This is a genomic window from Bacteroides sp., assembly GCF_052357945.1.
Lineage (GTDB): Bacteria > Bacteroidota > Bacteroidia > Bacteroidales > Bacteroidaceae > Bacteroides.
On the sequence record NZ_DAWCXD010000016.1, the window covers coordinates 26873 to 47160 of the forward strand.

The following is a 20288-nucleotide window of genomic DNA, read 5'->3' on the forward strand; positions in this document are numbered from 1 at the left end:
TTTAAAAGTTGTATAATCATTGATTCAGACATTTACTGCTGTTATTGATTTTGCAGATTCAGCGTGTGGCAGGCCACCAATGCCGCTGTTTCTGTACGGAGCCGTGATTTGCCGAGACTAATCGGTACGAATCCCCGTTCGATGGCCTTCTTCACTTCTTCTTCACTGAAATCTCCCTCGGGACCTATCAGAACAAGGGCGTCTTCTCCTGGTTTCAGAACATTCTTCAATAGAGGTTTCTCCCCTTCATAACAGTGGGCGATAAACTTCTGTCCTTTAAACTCCTGCCTGGTGAACTGATCGAACTCAATCATTTCGTTCAATTTTGGCAGTCGTGCCTTGAGAGATTGTTTGATGGCTGATACCAGAATCTTTTCAATCCGTTCGGTCTTGATGACTTTACGTTCCGAGAAACGGCAGTTGAGGAAAGTCAGTTCGTCAAAACCTATTTCGGTAGCTTTCTCTGCAAACCATTCGTTGCGGTCCATATTCTTCGTTGGTGCCATGGCAATGTGTAAATGGCACGGCCATAACGGTTCCTGAAAAATGGTTTCTTTGATGTTTACGAAACAACGTTTGTTGGTTGCAACAGTAATTTCAGCTTTGTAGAAGTTACCCTTACCGTCGGTAAGCGTGATTTCGTCTCCGATACTTAGCCGCAGAACACGGATACAGTGTTGTGCTTCCTCTTCGGGAAGCTCGTTGCTTTTCTGTATATCTGGAGTATAAAATACGTGCATAATATTACTTACTGATTTTTATTTCTTGAATTGATTTGATCGCGTATCTGCGCGGCTAACTCGTAATTCTCATCTTTAATAGCCTGTTCCAGTGCTTCTTCAAGCGTTCTGGAAGTAGCACCGGGCAAATCATGTTCTTCTTCAGCCACTTCGTCGTTGTCCGTTTCTTCAGAACGGGTTCTTTCTTCTGACGACATGTGAAGACATTCCTGTTCAAGAATAGATTCATAAATAAGAATCGGGCAGTCGGCACGCACTGCCAGGGCAACTGCGTCTGAAGTCCGTGCGTCGATACGTATAATCTCTTCGTCTTTTTTGAGGTAAATATAGGAGTAGAAAATACCATCCTTTGCTTTGTAAATTAATACACGTATCAGGCTGGCTCCCAGTATAGTAAGACTTGTTATAAATAAATCATGTGTCAACGGACGGGGAGTTTTCACTCCTTTCAGATATAAAGCGGTAGCCTGGGCTTCCGCTGGACCGATGATGATAGGCAGTTGCCTTTCACCGTCCACTTCGCCCAATAGCATAGCAAACGCGCCTACTTGCGCCTGGCTGTTCGTGATATTTATAACTTGTAATTCTACCTTTTTGTCCATCGTTCTCTTTTACTTAATTTGTTTTACTCTCCTGCTGGTGTTTGTACTTGAATACCAAGGCAAACAGAATGCCGATTACCAGCGCATAAGCGGCAAAGATCAGCCAAATGTTCATCCATTCGCGACTCACCAGTCTGCCGTCGGCATATACAGAGAATGCATCAACTACCGCACCGCTGGCATATCCGCCCATGATGGCTCCCAATCCGTTAGTCATCATAAAGAACAAGCCCTGTGCACTGGCACGGATAGAAGATTTGGCTTCTTGTTCAACAAACAACGAACCGGAAATGTTGAAGAAATCAAAGGCCATACCATAAACGATCATGGAAAGGATCAGCATCCATAGTCCTGATCCCGGATCTCCAAAACCGAACAGGCCGAACCGGAACACCCAAGCGAACATACTGATTAGCATGACTTGTTTGATTCCGAAATGACGCAGGAAGAAAGGTATGGCAAGAATAAACAATGTTTCGGACATCTGTGAAATGGATAACAGGATAACTGAATGTTTCACTCCGAAAGAATCTGCATATTCAGGGATGCTGGCAAAACTGCCTAGGAAAAGGTCGCCGTAAGTATTCGTAATCTGCAATGCTGCACCTAGAAGCATGGAGAAAAGGAAGAAAATAGCCATTTTCTTTTTCTTGAATAACACCAGCGCATCCAGTCCGAAAGCGGAGAGCCATGATTTGTTTTCAGATTTAGCCGGTCGACAGGCCGGGAGCGTAAATGAATAAAGTCCGAGTAGCAATGCGGAAGCACCTCCTACATAAAGTTGCGCACTTGAATTCTTGAATCCGGTAAGGTCGACAGCCCACATGGCACAAATAAAACCGATTGTTCCCCATACGCGGATAGGAGGGAAGTCTTTAATCAGGTCACATTTGTATTGCTCCAGTGCATTGTACGATACCGTGTTGGCGAGGGATAAAGTGGGCATATATACCAACAGGTTGAGTAACATGGCCCAATACATCTGGTCGTATCCCGTTGCGGTGGAAGCGTAGAAGAGACATCCTGCTCCTGCAATATGGCAAAGTCCGTATAAACGTTCTGCATTAAACCATTTATCGGCAATAATACCGATAATACCCGGCATTACCAAAGAGGCAATCCCCATGGTGGCGAAAATGGCTCCGATTTGTCCTCCTTCAAAATGAAGTTCTCTTCCCATATAACCACCTAATGATATTAACCATGACCCCCATACAAAGAATTGCAGGAAGTTCATAATAATCAAACGAACTTTTATACTCATGACTTTTTTAATTTGTGTTTCTCTTCACGTTCATAAACCTTGCAAATATAATATTTTCGTTGAATAGGTGGATAAGTAATTTGATAAAAAGGGGATAAAAATGGCATAAATGCGAAGAAAAGATGAGATTTGGGTGTGAAAAAACAAATGAAGGGGGGGTAAAAAAAGAAGGCTATCTATCCCAGACAGCCAATCTTTGTTAACCTTAAATCTAATACCATGAAAAACACAGTGCAAAGATATAGGTTTTATGTTATACAACATAATGTTTTCTCGAAAATCTTCTGTTCGTTAACTCTAATTAACTTTGAATCTTCCATTTTTCTGTTATTGCCTTCTCTAATCAGCTATACTTCCGGAGAAATGCCTGATATCCGAATGGAAACTTGGCTCCGGCACCTTGCCGGTTATTCTACGTAGAGTACCAATCCTTTCAGATATTCTCCTTCGGGATGATAGATGTTTACCGGATGGTCGGCCGGTTGAGTCAGCTGGTGTAGAATACGTACGCTACGCCCTGACATGGCTGCTGCGGTAAACACGGCAGTACGGAAATTGTCTTTGCTTACCACTTGCGAACAAGAGAAAGTAAACAGGATGCCGCCCGGTTTGATTTTCTCGAATGCTTTGGCATTCAGTTTGCGGTAACCTTGCAAAGCATTCCGCAGTGCATCTTTATGTTTGGCGAATGCGGGCGGATCAAGGATGATTAAATCATACTGGTCACCCATGCGGTCGAGGTATTTGAAAGCATCCTCGGCAAACGCCTCGTGGCGGGAATCACCGGGGAAGTTTAATTCCACGTTTTTGTAAGTCAGATTAATCGCTTTGGCTGAACTGTCGACAGAGTGCACGAGTTTCGCACCTCCGCGCATGGCGTAGAATGAGAATCCGCCGGTGTAGCAGAACATATTCAGTACCGAACGGTCTTTGGCGTAACGTTCCAGCAAAGAACGGTTTTCACGCTGATCTACAAAGAATCCGGTCTTTTGACCTTTCAGCCAGTCCACATGGAACTTCAAGCCATATTCTTGTGCGATATTATCACTGCTTCCTCCTTTCAGAAAACCGTTTTCGGGGAAAAGGTCTGCCTTAAAAGGAAGAGTTGTTTCTGATTTATAATAGATATTTTCGATTTTGTCACCCATTACTTCGGATAAAGCTTCGGCAATTGTCATACGGTCTACATGCATTCCTGCAGAGTGTGCCTGCATAACAGCGGTTTTGGCATAAACGTCAATCACCAGCCCGGGGAGATTGTCTCCTTCACCGTGAACGAGACGGTAAGTGTTGTTGGTCGGATTAGTGGCGATGCCGATACTGCGGCGCATATCGTATGCAATTTCCAGTTTACGTTTCCAAAAATCGTGATCGATAGGTTCCTGGCGGAAAGACAGTACGCGCACAGCAATACTTCCGATCTGGAAATGTCCTTCGGCAATAAATTCTTTTTTTGAGGTGTACACTTCTACAACTTCACCTTCATCGGGCTCTCCGTCAAAACGAGCGATAGCACCGGAAAAAATCCAGGGGTGGAATCTCTTAAGAGAATCTTCTTTACCAGGTTTGAGATATACTTTATGCATAATGTAGTCTTTCCTCAATCCTCTCCCAAGGGAGAGGATTTTAGATCGTTTTATTATTGGTTATTAATCACTTATTTTATTACTTATCACTTCCTCCGCGGGAGAAACAGTAACTGTCAGCGGAGAAACCTCCCAATCTCCCGTCTGTTTCAGTTCTTGCAACAGATTGTAGATATTGAGGCATGCCCATGCATCGGTAGCAGCGTATTGTTTCTGTCCGTCACTTAATACATCAGCTTCCCAGTTGGACAAGCGTTGTGATTTGGATATTTTTTCTTTGAATAAGATGGCGTAAATCTTTTGCAGACTTTTGTCCTGTATTCCGAATTGACGCACATAGTCCTGTAATTCGATACAGCTTTGTTGGGTGAAAGGTGCACGTTTGTGCAGCATCATAAAGTCGTCTTTCAGTGAAAGTCCCACTTTGATTACAGCCGGATTTTCTAACAAGTCAACCAATGGCTGGGTCAGTCCCGTCATATTGAGCCGGAATAAGAAACAGCATTCTTCGGAAGAAATCTGGAGAAGTGCTACTTTGTGCGATTGTCCTTTGGTAAAGGAAGGGCGAGTTTCGCTGTCGATACCTATCACTGGTCTGGATTGGAGGTAAGCTACTGCTTTTTCCGTTTCAGCTTCCGACTGGATAACATAAATACGTCCCGGAAAGACTGTTTTCGGGAGTTCTTTTAGTTCATCTTTATCTATGGTTCTTCTTACAATCATTTCTATTTTAATTCATCATCGTGGCAATGGCAACCGTCTTCGTGACAGTGGCAATCATCATCGTGGCAATGACAGCCATCTTCTTCACAACAATCGTTGTCGTCGCTTGGTTCGTAAAATCCTTCTTCATTACCTACTTCCTCTTCTTCTTCTTCTTCCTCCTGGTTGTATTTCACGTCGTGAAGGGCACGAAGTGTGTTTACCAGTTTCTGTCCCCACAGTGTACCGAAGTTTTCCTGGCAGATGGCCAATGAATCATTCATTGTTTCGTTCAGTCCCAGTTGGAAGACAAATATGAAATCTTTAATATCCTGATAAATGTCGGCCAGGTCTTCCGATATAGACTTCTTGATAGGCTGGTCGCTATACACCATATCTTGCACGAATACGTCCAGATAATCATCCTTGTCAGCCATCAATCCGGAAAGGTTGATACGCAGAATTTCGTAAATCTCTTCTGTGACATACGTTTCAAGTGCTTCGTCCCCGATAGTCTCACATTTGGGCAGCATAGATGCTTTGAGATAGAGTAGGGGAAGTATTTTTAATGATGTATCAACGAAAGTGCTACGCTTCATGCGTTCGGCACGTTCGAGAAATGCACAAAATTCGGCAGCTACCGTTACGAACTCAATTACGTTTTTATCAAATATCGTTTGGCTTTCTTTTTCCATGATCTATATTGATTTGAAACGCAAAGGTAAGAAAAAGGATTGAATGAGCGTAGTGCTCGTTATTTTTTTATTATTTTTGCAGCTTAGAATCTCATTCCTGTTTTATAAAAAAGAATTAAAGACTCATGGCAAAGAAGAAATTAGATAAGGAGGCGGAACGTACTCCCTCTTCCCCCAGTAAAATTGTGGCTGTATTTAAGAATGAAACCATTCATTTTGTAATCGGATTGATGCTGGTCATCTTTTCTGTTTACCTGTTGTTGGCTTTTTCTTCCTTCTTCTTCACGGGGGCTGCCGATCAAAGTATTATTGATAGTGGCAGTTCGGCAGATTTGGCGGCTGTTAATAATCAGGTGAAGAATTATGCAGGTTCACGCGGAGCACAATTGGCCAGTTATCTGATTAATGACTGTTTCGGTGTTTCCTCTTTCTTCATACTTGTTTTCCTGGCAGTGGCAGGATTGAAGTTGATGCGTGTACGTGTTGTACGTTTGTGGAAGTGGTTTATCGGCTGCACACTCTTGCTGGTCTGGTTCTCCGTATTCTTCGGATTTGCCTTTATGGATCATTATCAGGATTCCTTCATTTATTTGGGAGGTATGCACGGATATAATGTCAGTCGTTGGCTGATCTCGCAAGTTGGAGTACCCGGTGTGTGGATGATCCTGTTGATAACGGCTATCTGTTTCTTCATATATATAAGTGCGCGTACCGTCATCTGGTTGCGTAAACTCTTCGCATTGAGTTTCCTGAAACGCGAAAAGAAAGAAGAAAAGGAGAATGTTCCGGAAGGAGAAGGCGATCCGGAATTTACGACTTCCCAACCGCAAGAAGTGGAGTTTAATTTGAAACGGACGTATAAACAGACACCTCCTCCGGCACCAGTGATGGATATTCAGGCTGAAGAACCTGAAGACGACTTTCCTATTAATAAACCGGAAAAGGAAGATACTTCCGTATCTGACGAGAGTGAAGGAGTGACTATGGTATTTGAACCGACTGTTTCCAATCCTGCTCCTATTGTGCAGGAAGACTCTTTGGAAGAGGCGGAACCCGGATTTGAGGTGGAACCGGCAGCTTCGGAAGAAGAATACCAGGGACCTGAACTCGAACCGTATAATCCTACTAAGGATTTGGAAAACTACCGTTTCCCGACTATCGATTTGATGAAGCATTTTGAAAATGATGATCCGACGATTGACATGGACGAGCAGAATGCAAATAAAGACCGCATCATCAATACATTGCGTAGCTTCGGAATCGAAATCAGTACGATTAAAGCAACCGTGGGACCTACGGTAACTCTATATGAAATTACTCCGGAGCAGGGAGTACGTATTTCTAAAATCCGTGGGTTGGAAGATGATATCGCATTGAGCCTTTCCGCTGACGGTATCCGTATTATTGCTCCGATACCGGGTAAAGGAACCATCGGTATTGAAGTACCGAACAAGAATCCGAAAATTGTTTCCGGACAGAGTGTGATCGGAAGTAAGAAATTCCAGGAATCCAAATATGACTTGCCTATTGTATTGGGTAAGACGATTACGAACGAAGTCTTTATGTTCGACCTTTGCAAGATGCCGCACGTATTGGTGGCAGGTGCAACCGGTCAGGGTAAATCAGTCGGTTTGAATGCCATTATCACTTCCTTATTATATAAGAAGCATCCGGCAGAATTGAAGTTTGTGCTGGTCGATCCGAAGAAAGTGGAATTCAGTATCTATTCGGTGATTGAAAATCACTTCCTTGCCAAACTTCCTGATGGAGGCGAACCGATTATTACGGACGTAACGAAAGTAGTGCAAACCCTGAACTCTGTTTGTGTGGAGATGGATACCCGTTATGATCTTTTGAAGATGGCACATGTGCGTAATATCAAAGAATATAACGAGAAATTTATCAACCGCCGCCTGAATCCGGAAAAGGGACATAAGTTTATGCCGTATATCGTAGTGGTGATTGACGAGTTTGGAGATTTGATTATGACTGCCGGTAAGGAAGTGGAACTTCCGATTGCCCGTATTGCACAGTTGGCGCGTGCTGTCGGCATCCACATGATTATTGCTACACAGCGTCCGACTACTAATATTATTACAGGTACGATCAAAGCCAACTTCCCTGCACGTATCGCATTCCGTGTTTCTGCCATGATGGACTCCCGTACCATTCTCGACCGTCCGGGTGCTAACCGTTTGATTGGTAAGGGTGATATGCTCTTCTTGCAGGGAGCCGATCCGGTGCGTGTGCAGTGTGCCTTTATCGATACGCCGGAAGTGGAAGAAATTACGAAATTCATTGCCCGTCAGCAAAGTTATCCTACTCCGTTTTTCCTGCCAGAGTTCGTGAGTGAAGATGGTGGCAGTGAAGTCGGAGATATTGATATGGGACGTCTTGATCCGTTGTTCGAAGATGCAGCCCGACTGGTGGTGATCCATCAGCAAGGTTCCACTTCGTTAATTCAGCGTAAATTCGCTATCGGTTACAACCGTGCCGGACGTATTATGGACCAACTCGAAAAAGCGGGAATCGTAGGCCCTACCCAGGGAAGCAAGGCGCGCGATGTCTTGTGCATGGATGATAACGATCTTGAAATGCGATTGAACAATTTACAGTAACCGTTCGTTTATTAATCAAATGAGAAAGTACATTTTTAGTGTTTTAATAGCTTTACTGTCTTTGCCTGTGATTGCCCAACAACAGTCGCAGGCTAAAGTTATTCTTGACAAGACGGCAGAGGCGTTTCGTAAAGCAGGTGGTGTAAAGGCTGATTTTACTGTAAAGGCTGTGACGAACGGTCTGGTAGAAGGTGCAGAAAATGGAACGATTCAGTTGAAAGGAGAGAAATTCGTACTGAAAACGTCGGATATCATCACTTGGTTTGATGGAAAAACGCAGTGGAGTTATGTGACAAAGAATGATGAAGTGAACGTCAGCAATCCGACACAGGAAGAGTTGCAGCAGATTAATCCGTATACGTTTCTATATATGTATCAGAAAGGATTCTCTTATAAGTTAGGAACAACTAAGACGTATCGTGGAAAAGCCGTTTGGGAAGTCGTTTTGACTGCCAGGGATAAGAAACAGGAGTTGGAACATATCACTCTTTTTGTGACGAAGGATACTTACGAACCTTTGTATATTTTGCTTCAACAGCGTGGTCAGCAGACGCGTAATGAGATAACCATTACAAGTTATCAGACTAAGCAGAATTATGCGGATCAGGTTTTTACGTTTAATAAGAAACAATACCCCAATGCGGAGGTAATAGATTTGAGATAATATACGTTTATAACAAAACGATAAAGATAAATTAAAATGGCAGAAATAGAAAAAGTGAAATGCCTGATTATAGGTTCAGGACCTGCCGGATATACGGCAGCGATTTATGCAGGACGTGCAAATTTATGTCCGGTGCTTTATGAAGGATTGCAACCGGGTGGCCAGTTGACTACTACTACGGATGTGGAGAACTTCCCCGGTTATCCGGAAGGAATCAGTGGTCCGCAGTTGATGGAAGACTTGCGTGCACAGGCAAGCCGTTTCGGAACAGATGTTCGTTTCGGTATTGCTACAGCGGCCGATTTGAGCAAAGCCCCTTATAAAATAACAATCGATGGTGATAAGGTTATTGAAACAGAATCATTGATTATTGCTACCGGAGCTACTGCTAAATATCTGGGACTGGAAGATGAAAAGAAATATGCCGGAATGGGTGTAAGTGCTTGCGCCACTTGTGACGGATTTTTCTATCGTAAGAAAGTAGTTGCCGTAGTCGGTGGCGGTGATACAGCTTGTGAAGAAGCTGTTTATCTTGCCGGACTTGCATCCAAAGTATATCTGATTGTCCGCAAACCTTTCCTGCGTGCGTCGAAGATTATGCAGGAACGAGTAATGAACCACGAGAAAATAGAAGTTCTTTTTGAACACAACGCGGTTGGTTTGTTTGGCGACAATGGGGTAGAAGGTGTAAACCTGGTGAAACGTTGGGGCGAACCGGATGAAGAACGTTACAGCTTGCCTATCGACGGTTTCTTCCTGGCTATCGGACATCAGCCGAATACTGAAATCTTTAAAGAATACGTTGATACGGACGAAGTGGGTTATATCATCACGGAAGGTGATAGTCCCCGTACAAAAGTCCCCGGAGTTTTTGCGGCAGGAGATGTTGCCGATCCGCATTATCGTCAGGCTATTACGGCTGCGGGAAGTGGTTGCAAAGCTGCTTTGGAAGCAGAACGTTATCTTTCTGCCAAAGGACTCATTTAATCCGGTTTATATCCGACCATAGGAGGGTATTAAAACCCTTATAAATATAAAAATCACCCACGCTAGAGTTTAATCTGTAGCGTGGGTGATTTTGTAGAGGAAGGTGTGCCATAATGAATCATAAAACGCAGATTAACGCAAATTATCGCAGAAATAATTTTATAAGTCGTTGATTAATATATCAATATAATTAAAATAATCTGCGATAATTTGCGTTAATCTGCGTTTTGACACACTCTTATTTTATAAACTCAAAGCTTCTCGAACAATATTTGTCGATTGTCTTTGGTTAATACGCTTCTATTTCATCTATCCATAATTCGGCAGGAATGACTTCCGGCCCGTTATTCTTTTCAAAGTTGACACCATTACGCAGTGTGCCGCCATTCTTGATTTTGACTTTCAGGAATGTAGCCTGTGCCGGTTCAAATTCAATGGAATCGGTGAATGCAATTCTTCCTGTTTCCGGATAATCGTGTTTCAAAGCTTTTTCGGCTATCGGTGTGTATTGCTTGCCGTCTGCTGATACTTCTACGGCAACTCCTCCTGCAGGAAGAATTCTCATGGCAGGATTGAATAAAGAACCGAAAATAACTTTGCTGACTTGTGTCGGTTTATCCAGATGAACGATAAATTCCAAGTCCTTACCCTCCACGATGCCGAAACTACACCACGGAGTATAAGAAGCGTTATTGCCTCGTTTGCCGTTGGTCAGTCCAAAGGTTGTCTTGTCAGCTCCTAATACATCGTTTTCATCGAATATATCGCCTGTCCATCCCATCTTATAATTAACCCTATAGGGCTTTCCTGTCAATAAATTACCGTATAATGGCTTGTGAGCTACTTTACCCAACATTTTTCCATCTTTGAAAGCAGCGGCTTTCAGGTCGATATTACCTTCCAGAACGAAAGGCTTTTCGTACAGAGTGGATGCTTTGTTTGGTCCGCTCCCGTCCGTTGTATACCGGATTTCCGCATTCGGGTAGAAACTTTCCAGCAATACCATTAAAGGGCCGTTTTCATCTGCGTGCGTATTTATATTTACGTCATAGAAGTTGAGACAAGGTTGGGTGTTCATAACTTTCAAACGTTCGAATTCAGTCACCATCCGTTCGCAGAAATTCTTCCAGTCTTTGTTTGCGTTTTGTGTCCAGGCCGTTTCGGCGATAGCCATTGCACGCGGGAAAGCCTGGTAGTCTGTACGTTCTGAAGTCTGCATATATTCTCTCCAGATATTACCTTGTATTCCGATAATATGCTTCTTGGCAAGCTCGTCAGCATCGTCCGGAACAGGGTTGTAGCTATATGTTTTCTTCAAAGTATTGTATCCGCCGATAGTGGTCGGAGCAATTTCCGGCTCTTCCTGATAGTAGTCCAGATATACATAAGGATTCGGAGTCATGATGGCATTATGTCCTGCTTTGGCTGCGTTCATACCCCCTTCTACACCGCGCCATGACATAACAGTCGCATTGGGAGCCAGACCACCTTCGAGAATTTCATCCCAGCCGATGATGTTTTTACCTTTGCTATTCAGGTATTTCTCCATACGGGTAACGAAATAGCTCTGCAACTTATTTTCTTTGCTGTGCTTTATTCCGTCTATCTTACTGGGAATCGTATCATCTTTCAATCCTAACTGGCGGATTAACTGCTGGCAGAAAGCACTATTCTTCCATGCTGTCTTGGGACATTCGTCGCCACCGATGTGAATGTATTCGCTGGGGAATAATTCTATTACTTCATCCATCACTCCTTCAAAGAATTTGAAAGTCGTTTCACTCGGACAGAATACCTGTTCGAATACTCCCCAAGTAGGAGATACCTTGTAAGTCTGTGTAGAGTCGCATGACAATTCCGGATAGGCGGCAAGTGCGGCCAATGCATGTCCCGGCATTTCTATTTCGGGAACAACATTGATATATTTACTTGCGGCATAAGCCACTACATCTTTGATTTGCTCCTGTGTATAATAACCTCCATGTTCTTTTCCGTCGAATACTTGCGGATAGTTTACATAGTAATAGTCTACTAATGTCTTTTCACGTTGGGAACCGATTTCCGTCAATTTGGGATATTTCTTAATTTCGATTCTCCATCCCTGATCGTCTGTCAAATGCCAGTGGAAGACATTCATCTTGTTCATAGCCAGTAAGTCGATAAACTTGTAAATGTAGTCAATCGGTACATAATGGCGGCAAACATCCAACATGAGTCCGCGATGAACAAAACGGGGTGAATCTTCAATTTCTACGGCAGGAACCGACCAGTCAGCTTTCTTATCCAACTGCTTTCCGTAAATTGCCGGAGGGAGTAACTGATAAAGAGTCTGCACTCCATAAAAGAATCCGTTTGGCTGGGAAGCGGTGAGTGTAATGAGGCTGGGAGTAACCGACAATTTATAACCTTCTTTCGGCATACCTTCCTGTACAACAAAAGAGATTGCTGTTTTTCCGTCTGCACTTTCAGCTTCTTTCAAGGAGATTCCTGCTGTCAGTTTTAGTTGTCCGGCCAGGCTGTCGGCAATGCTTTTTACTTCCGGAGCATCCGAGGGAACTACGAGGCAGACTTTGTTGTTTAGTTCAAAGCGTCCTTCCTGTGGAAGAATCTGGTTGGGTTGGGGAACGATGTTGTACTCGTTCACCGCTTCTTTTGTCTTCTGGCAACTGGGGGTAATCATTAGCAAGGACAAAAGAAGAAGAGAAATACTTTTCTTCATGGTCAAAATGTGTGTTAAGTTATAAATAGATTTGACAGGGCAAACGTACTTGTTTATAATTCCTTTACCCAATCTTACTTATTTTCTTCAGCTTTTCTTCTTCGATGATTTTGATCTTTCTTCCGTCGATTGTAATCAGTCGTTCCGTAGCGAACTGTGATAATGTGCGGATAGCATTCGAAGTAGTCATATTAGAGAGATTAGCTAAATCTTCACGTGAAAGATAAATACTCAACGTAGAACCGTCTTCTTCCAGTCCATAACTTTCTTTCAGGAAGATAAGTGATTCGGCCAAGCGTCCGCGAATATGTTTTTGTGTCAGATTAACGGTGCGTTCGTCAGAGATACCCAAGTCAATGGAAAGCTGGCGGATAAAGAACATGGCCAAGTCATTGTTTTGGGCAACCAGCGTAGTGATGGCACTCATAGGAATCAGGCAAACAACGGAAGGTTCGAAAGCTGCTGCGGCAGTTACAAAATCTTGTTTGGCAAAATAAGCACGATATGCAAAGTATTCGCGTGGTTTAATCATGCGGATAATTTGACTTCTACCCCCCACACCATCTTTGAAGATTTTCACTTTTCCACTGATGAGACACATCAGATGATGTGGCGTTTCTCCTTCACAGTAGATGGTTTCATTCTTTTTGTAGGTTTGTATCGTATAATTATTCATCAGAAACTCCTTTTGCTCATTGTTTAGAGGAGCTAACATATCGGATAATGGTTCCGAAATATCGATGTCTGACATATTCATTTTTACCATGAGTGCTACAAAACTGTGTTATACAGCACAAAAGTAAAAAGAAAAAATGAGAAAATGAACGAATCTATAAAAAGATTGCACAAAAGTGGGAGCTTTCGTGCAATCTTACAGGCGTTTTATTTGGTAAACAACAGTTCCCTATATTTAGGCAACGGCCATATTTCGTCATCCACTTCCATCTCCAGGTGGTCGATGTGATCGCGGATTTGGTCAAGATACGGGCGTACTTTTTCTTCGTATGCAAATGCCCTTTCTTTGTAGTTTTCCATGTGGTTGGCTACTTTTCTTGCTTCGGTCATGTCGCGCACGAGTACTTTGATAGAAGTGACCCGGTGTGAAATCTCACGAATCAGTTCTTTACGGTCGGCACTTAATACTTCATATTCTTCAGCCGGGAATATTTCTTTCAGTCCGCGAAGATTTTCGAGCAAACGATTCTGATAGGCAACGGCAGTTGGTACGATGTGATTGATGGCGAGGTCGCCCAATACACGGCCTTCGATTTGCACCTTCATAGTGTATTTCTCCAGTTCCACTTCCAGACGGCTGTTCAATTCGGTCTCGTTGAAGATACGTTCGCCGATAAGTACTGATTTGGATTGGTTATCAATATAGTGCATCAGGGCTTCCGGTACGTGGCAGATATTAGTCAGTCCGCGGCGTGCAGCTTCTTGTTTCCATTCTTCGGAATAACCGTCCCCTTCGAAACGAATCGGTTCGGAGGCGATAATTGTTTCTTTCAGCAGGCGGAAGATAGCTTCGTCTTTGCCAACTCCTTCTTCCATCAGCTTTTCTACCGATGCCCGGAATTCGTTCAGCTGGTTAGCCATGGCCGCATTGATTGCAATCATAGAGGCGGCACAGTTGGAAGAAGAACCTGCGGCGCGGAATTCGAAACGGTTTCCGGTGAATGCGAAAGGAGAAGTACGGTTGCGGTCGGTGGTATCCAGTAAAATTTCGGGGATACGTCCGATGCCTAACTTCAGTGTGGTTTTTTCTTCCGGTGTCATTTTCTCATTTCCTACCTGGCGGACAATTTCGTCGAGAGTAGACGAGAGTTGTGAACCCAGAAAGCAAGAGAGGATGGCGGGAGGAGCTTCATTGGCTCCCAAACGGTAGCTGTTGCTGGCGCTCATGATGGAGGCGCGCAATAAATCCTGGTTTTTATAAACCATCATTAAGGCGTTTACCAGGAAAGTGAGGAATAGCATATTTCCTTTCGGATTCTTTCCGGGAGCAAATAGATTGATGCCGGTGTCTGTGCAGAGCGACCAGTTGTTGTGCTTGCCCGAACCGTTTACTCCGCTATATGGCTTTTCGTGCAGGAGTACATTAAAATGATGCTTCCTGGCGATACGCTTCATCAAATCCATGACGAGCTGGTTGTGGTCGTTGGCAAGGTTGCAGTTTTCGAAGATAGGGGCCAACTCAAATTGGTTGGGAGCTACTTCGTTATGGCGTGTTTTGGCAGGAATACCGAGTTTGTGACACTCGATTTCGAGTTCTTTCATAAATGCAGTGACACGTGGAGGGATAGAGCCGAAATAATGGTCTTCCAACTGTTGGTCTTTGGCAGAAGAGTGTCCCATCAGTGTCCGTCCTGTCAGGCAGAGGTCGGGGCGTGCATTATATAAGGAAGAGTCTACAAGGAAATATTCCTGTTCCCATCCTAAATTGGTATATACGCGTGTGATGTTCTTGTCGAATAGCTGACAGACTTCCGTTGCTGCTTTATCTACAGCGGCAAGTGCTTTCAACAATGGAGTTTTGTAATCCAACGCTTCACCTGTATAAGAAATGAAGATAGTGGGGATACAAAGAGTGGTATCCACTACGAATGCTGGTGAAGAAACATCCCAGGCTGTGTATCCTCGTGCTTCGAAAGTGTTACGAATACCGCCGTTAGGGAAAGAAGAAGCATCCGGCTCTTGTTGGATCAGTAGTTTTCCGGAGAAGCGTTCAATCACTCCACCATCTTCGCCAAATTCGATAAAGCCGTCATGCTTTTCGGCTGTTCCGTCTGTCAGAGGCTGGAACCAGTGTGTGTAGTGAGTGACGTTGAGTGACTTAGCCCAACTTTTCATACCGTTAGCAATTAAATCTGCTATTTCACGGCTGATAGGCGTACCTTTTTCGATAGCGTCGGTTACAGCTTTGTAAGCTTCTTTGGGAAGATACTCCTGCATCTTCTTGCGGTCGAACACGTGGCTACCATAATAATCAGAGAGTTTGTTGGAAGGGGCAATAACTTCCAGAGGTTTCCGGTTGGAAAGCTCTTGTAAGGCAAAAAAACGCATTTTTGACATAAATGGTCTATTTTTTATCGGTTGATGGCGCAAAATTATATGTTTTTTCTGAAAGTACCCCTATTTTAGAGGGGGTATTTTGAAAAATAATGTGTTTTTCTAAAAGTACCCCCTCTGTTGATTCTCCAACTTCTATTCTTATTGTTGCTGTTGGTTGATTTCTTTAGCCATCTGTTTAACCAAACTTTCCACTTGGATATAATGGTTGTGATAGTTCTTGAATAACAGCTTGAACACTGGGCTGCTCACAGCCATTTGGGTGAGAAATTGTAGGTGTTTACCCGTAGAGGTGTTCATCTGCATACGTTTTTCTTTGCTCAAGTTGTCTTGTATGGAATAAGCACCGCATGAAATTTGGATTTCTGCAATGCCTTCATCCCAAGGATGGGTGTTGAGGTGAGTCAATGCTGCCAGGATTTTTTTTAGGTTTTTCAGCAGAATGTTTAATAGTTCGAATTCGGTACGGTTTACGGAGCAAGAATCCGGGTCCAGAAGGAAAGCGAATTTAAGGTAGAAATCCTTTAATTCTTCATATTAACCGATATTGTAATTTTCTATTTTTTATGCGGAAATACATTAGACTTGTATTTGTTTAGTTTCTATTTGTATGGAAATGAATGAAACAGTGCGAAAATGAGTGAAACTGTATGAATTCGGTCATACATAATAGAAAAAACATCTATCATACTATCATTCATTTTAATAATATTCTAATTATCAAAAGAATAAGTATGATAGATAGCTCTAAAAAAATGTATCTATCATACTTTTATCAGCAAAAAGGGACATCTATCATTCCTATACTGTATCTATTTTAGTGTAGCATTAGGTGAGATAATCCATTTAAAGACATACGAATGTACACTTTATAGGATGATAACCTGTATTTGACAGCTTAATTATCTATGGGGAGCGGCAGTATTTCTATAGTTCACAAGTGTGTGCCGTACAGCCTACGCATGTAAACCATACAGCCTACATATGCGGGCTATGCAGCACACACTTGTGGGCTATAAACTTATCGCCGTTTAAGTGGGATTTTTGAGCTGCGATATTCGGATTTATATGGCTTCATTATGACAAAAACAAGCCGTCTTATGCTTATAGGATATTTATACGGCTATTTTGTAGATGATAGGTAACCCGTTTTTACTGGTAAAAGTATGATAGATACATTTTTTTAAAGCTATCTATCATAGATATTACAGTGATAATTAAAACATTACTAAAATGAATGATAGTATGATAGATAGTTTTTTCATTATGTAATGTTTAGTTCAAGCTCCTATACTATGAATTAGTTCAAATCCATACTGTTATGAATATTAAAGTTTTCTTTTATCCTATCTTTGAGGAAATTCAACAAAAAAACTCTATCTTTGTTTTATAATTGAGACACAACATAATAATGGGAAGATTTATCAATCCCTTTACCGATTTTGGCTTTAAGTTTTTATTCGGCAGAGAGGTAGAAAAGGAGTTGTTAATTGACTTCTTGAATGATTTGCTCGTAGGAGAGCATGTAATTACCGACATTCAGTTCCTTAACAACGAACAGCAGCCGGAAGTAAAAACAGAACGAGGACTTATCTATGATATATATTGCAGAACCAATACAGGGGAGCATATTATCGTAGAAATGCAGAACCGGGAGCAGCCTTACTTTAAAGACCGTGCCCTCTTCTATCTCTCTAGGGCTATAACTCAACAAGCGAGAAAGGGAATTTGGAACTTTCAATTAGATGCTGTGTATGGAGTGTTCTTCATGAACTTCGTGATGGACAAGGATATACCCTCTAAAATCAGAACGGATGTTATCCTTTCTGACAGGGATACAGGTAAGCTTTTCAACAGTAAGTTCCGGCAAATCTTTATTGAATTGCCGAACTTTAATAAAGAAGAGGATGAATGTGAAAATGATTTTGAACGCTGGATTTATATATTAAAGCACATGGATACACTTGATCGAATGCCTTTCAAGGCTCGTAAAGCCGTTTTTGAACGACTAGAAAAGTTGGCCTCCAAAGCGAATATGACCCAAGAGGAAAGAATGCAGTACGAGGAAGAATGGAAAGTTTACAACGATTATTTTAATACGTTGGATTTTGCAGAACAAAAAGGAATACAAAAGGGTATACGAGAAACAGCCCGTAAATTGAAAGAGCTAGGAGTAGCTGATGATATTATCATAAAATCTACGGGTATTTCGAAAGAAGAAATAGAGAAATTATAATCTTTCTCCTATTATTAATCAACGGCTCATGCATTCAAACATGAGTCGTTTTTGTTTATTCTTATATCTATATTAATCCAATGAAGAGGTTCCTGCCCTTGATAACTCTTTTTAGTAGCTTAATTCCATTGCTTTTCGATATTCTTTTTTATATTTGCCTGCGTTAATGAAGGAGATACGACGATTGAGAGATAAAATATTGATAGGATGCATATTGTGTCTGTTCTCTTTTATACCAAAGGGGGCAGCCAATAATTATATAATGAATCCTTATATCCATCAGGAAATCTCCGCCGACTCCATTATAGAACGTGTAATGACTTTTGCACCTTTGTATGAAACGATAGTCAGCGATTATCGTGCGAACCTATATATAAAAGGTAAGATGGACATTCAGAAGAAAAATTTTATTCTTCGTTATGTACCTTCTATGTTTCGTTTGCAAAAGGGGGTTCGCGAATATCTGCTTGAAACATATAGTGATCTTCATTATACGGCTCCCAATATTTACGATCAAAAAGTAAAAGCCTCCCAGGGAACAGTGAGGGGAAACAGGGGATTGCCGGGGTTGCTAGAATACTTTAATGTAAATATCTACTCTTCATCTCTGCTGAACGATGAACGCTTATTGTCACCACTGGCTAAAAACGGACAGAAATACTATAAATACCGAATAGACAGCGTGATGGGAGACCCTAATAATCTGGATTATCGAATCCGTTTTATTCCCCGTACCAAGAGCGATCAGTTGGTGGGTGGTTATATGGTGGTCAGCAGTAACGTTTGGAGTGTTCGTGAAATTCGTTTTTCGGGAAGATCGGAGCTGATAACATTTACCTGTTGGATTCAGATGGGAGATGTAGGCAAGAAAAATGAATTCCTGCCGGTGCGTTATGACGTAGAAGCTCTTTTCAAATTTCTCGGAAATAAGGTGGATGGTAATTACACCGCTTCTTTAGATTATAAATCCATCGAATTGAAAGAAAAGAAGGTACGTAAGAAAGAAAAGAAGAACTATAACCTTTCAGAATCTTTCTCTTTGCAGTGTGATACGAATGCTTATAAGACGGATGCTTCTACCTTTGCTATCATGCGCCCCATTCCTTTGAGCGAAAGCGAGAAGAAACTATATTCCGACAATTTGCTTCGGCGTGACACGACAACCGTACAAAAGCAATCCAAGAGTCAGGCCTTTTTGGGAACGATGGGTGATTTGATGGTAGAAGATTATAAATTCAATTTGTCCAATATCGGAAGTGTGCGATTTTCTCCGTTTATCAATCCGCTCTTATTCAGTTATAGTGGAAGCAACGGTTTGTCTTATCGACAGGATTTTCGTTATAACCGTCTTTTCAGAGGGGATAAGTTACTTCGCATTGTGCCTAAACTCGGATACAACTTTACGCGTAAGGAATTCTACTGGTCATTGAATGCCGATTTTGAATACTGGCCGCAGAAGCGGGGATTCTTCCGGTTGAATGTGGGTAACGGTAACCGTATTTATAGTAGTAAAGTGCTGGACGAACTGAAAGCTATGCCGGACAGTATCTTCAATTTCGATTTAATTCATCTCGATTATTTTAAGGACTTGTATTTCAATTTCCGTCATACCGTTGAAGTAGTCAATGGACTGGATATCGGTCTGGGGTTCTCGGCCCATAAAAGAACAGCGGTAGAGCCTTCCCGCTTTGTGATTACCGGTGACTATCCGATGCCGCCCCCGGAATTTATGGATAAATTCAAGAACACTTATATCAGTTTCGCTCCCCGCATCCGGATAGAGTGGACTCCGGGACTCTATTATTATATGAACGGAAAGCGAAAGATTAACCTCCATTCTTTATACCCGACTTTCTCGGTCGATTATGAACGAGGTATTAAAGGAGTGTTCAAGAGTACGGGTGAATATGAAAGAATAGAGTTTGACCTTCAGCATCAAATCCGGTTGGGATTGATGCGTAATATTTATTATCGTTTCGGATTCGGAGCATTCACCAATCAGGATGAGTTGTATTTTGTGGACTTTGCCAATTTCTCCCGCCATAATCTTCCCGTAGGTTGGAATGATGAAATCGGCGGAGTATTTCAGGTGCTTGACTCACGTTGGTATAACTCCTCCCGCCGTTATGTACGGGGGCATTTCACCTACGAAGCTCCGTTCCTTATTCTCCGGCATCTGATGAAGTACACCCGTTATGTGCAGAATGAACGTATTTATATCAGTGCCCTCTCTATGCCGCACCTTCAACCTTATCTGGAAGTAGGATATGGCATCGGTACGCATATTTTTGACGTAGGAGTTTTTGTGAGCAGCGAAAATTGGAAATTCGGGGGAATAGGCTGTAAGTTCACGTTTGAGTTGTTCAACCGATAGTTTTCTTCGTTCCGGTTGTTTTATCGAAAGAT

At 42.3% G+C, this 20288-nt stretch carries 14 protein-coding genes and 1 pseudogene; 5 read left to right on the top strand and 10 right to left on the bottom strand.

Features of this window, described 5'->3' with window-relative positions:
- Positions 1-41: 41 nt before the first annotated feature.
- The 6 genes from ACT8YW_RS05805 to ACT8YW_RS05830 form a co-directional block, all read right to left on the bottom strand.
- Complete coding sequence (locus ACT8YW_RS05805; RefSeq protein WP_128858059.1) at positions 42-740, bottom strand: 16S rRNA (uracil(1498)-N(3))-methyltransferase; 699 nt, start codon at positions 738-740, stop codon at positions 42-44.
- A gap of 8 nt (positions 741-748) precedes the next feature.
- Positions 749-1342 carry a bifunctional nuclease family protein gene (locus ACT8YW_RS05810; RefSeq protein WP_004301811.1) on the bottom strand — a complete coding sequence of 198 codons (594 nt, stop codon included), beginning with the start codon at positions 1340-1342 and terminating at the stop codon, positions 749-751.
- Positions 1343-1355: 13 nt separating this feature from the next.
- Positions 1356-2606 carry a nucleoside permease gene (locus ACT8YW_RS05815; protein ID WP_004301812.1) on the bottom strand — a complete coding sequence of 417 codons (1251 nt, stop codon included), beginning with the start codon at positions 2604-2606 and terminating at the stop codon, positions 1356-1358.
- A 407-nt stretch (positions 2607-3013) separates the two neighbouring features.
- On the bottom strand, positions 3014-4192 hold the full coding sequence (locus ACT8YW_RS05820) for a class I SAM-dependent rRNA methyltransferase (RefSeq protein ID WP_444104314.1): 1179 nt from the start codon (positions 4190-4192) through the stop codon (positions 3014-3016).
- A 63-nt stretch (positions 4193-4255) separates the two neighbouring features.
- Complete coding sequence (locus ACT8YW_RS05825; protein WP_444104315.1) at positions 4256-4915, bottom strand: 3'-5' exonuclease; 660 nt, start codon at positions 4913-4915, stop codon at positions 4256-4258.
- Positions 4916-4917: 2 nt separating this feature from the next.
- On the bottom strand, positions 4918-5589 hold the full coding sequence (locus tag ACT8YW_RS05830; protein ID WP_444104316.1) for a DUF5063 domain-containing protein: 672 nt from the start codon (positions 5587-5589) through the stop codon (positions 4918-4920).
- 125 nt (positions 5590-5714) lie between these two features.
- Between ACT8YW_RS05830 and ACT8YW_RS05835 the strand changes: the two genes are divergently transcribed.
- From ACT8YW_RS05835 to trxB, 3 genes are read left to right on the top strand one after another with little or no spacing between them, the layout of a single operon-like run.
- Positions 5715-8207, top strand: coding sequence for a DNA translocase FtsK (locus tag ACT8YW_RS05835; protein ID WP_009000538.1), 2493 nt, complete (start codon positions 5715-5717; stop codon positions 8205-8207).
- A gap of 19 nt (positions 8208-8226) precedes the next feature.
- Positions 8227-8871: a LolA-like putative outer membrane lipoprotein chaperone gene (locus ACT8YW_RS05840; RefSeq protein WP_009000539.1), complete on the top strand. Its 645-nt coding sequence runs from the start codon at positions 8227-8229 to the stop codon at positions 8869-8871.
- 36 nt (positions 8872-8907) lie between these two features.
- A complete protein-coding gene (trxB, locus tag ACT8YW_RS05845; protein WP_004301820.1) occupies positions 8908-9858 on the top strand; it encodes a thioredoxin-disulfide reductase in 951 nt (316 codons plus the stop codon).
- Positions 9859-10147: 289 nt separating this feature from the next.
- On the opposite strand, the gene ACT8YW_RS05850 is transcribed toward trxB, so the two are convergent.
- The 4 genes and pseudogenes from ACT8YW_RS05850 to ACT8YW_RS05865 all read right to left on the bottom strand — a co-directional run.
- Positions 10148-12577, bottom strand: coding sequence for a beta-N-acetylhexosaminidase (locus ACT8YW_RS05850; RefSeq protein WP_444104317.1), 2430 nt, complete (start codon positions 12575-12577; stop codon positions 10148-10150).
- Between the two features lie 64 nt (positions 12578-12641).
- Positions 12642-13343, bottom strand: coding sequence for a Crp/Fnr family transcriptional regulator (locus ACT8YW_RS05855; protein ID WP_004301832.1), 702 nt, complete (start codon positions 13341-13343; stop codon positions 12642-12644).
- A 116-nt stretch (positions 13344-13459) separates the two neighbouring features.
- A complete protein-coding gene (locus tag ACT8YW_RS05860; RefSeq protein ID WP_004301833.1) occupies positions 13460-15649 on the bottom strand; it encodes a glutamine synthetase III family protein in 2190 nt (729 codons plus the stop codon).
- 138 nt (positions 15650-15787) lie between these two features.
- A pseudogene (locus ACT8YW_RS05865) lies at positions 15788-16180 on the bottom strand (hypothetical protein); the annotation flags it as partial.
- Positions 16181-17057: 877 nt separating this feature from the next.
- On the opposite strand from ACT8YW_RS05865, the gene ACT8YW_RS05870 reads away from it, so the two are divergent.
- Together ACT8YW_RS05870 and ACT8YW_RS05875 are read left to right on the top strand one after the other, a co-directional pair.
- Positions 17058-17882, top strand: coding sequence for an Rpn family recombination-promoting nuclease/putative transposase (locus ACT8YW_RS05870; protein ID WP_444104318.1), 825 nt, complete (start codon positions 17058-17060; stop codon positions 17880-17882).
- Between the two features lie 166 nt (positions 17883-18048).
- Positions 18049-20256: a DUF5686 family protein gene (locus ACT8YW_RS05875; protein WP_444104319.1), complete on the top strand. Its 2208-nt coding sequence runs from the start codon at positions 18049-18051 to the stop codon at positions 20254-20256.
- The last annotated feature ends 32 nt before the right edge of the window (positions 20257-20288 follow it).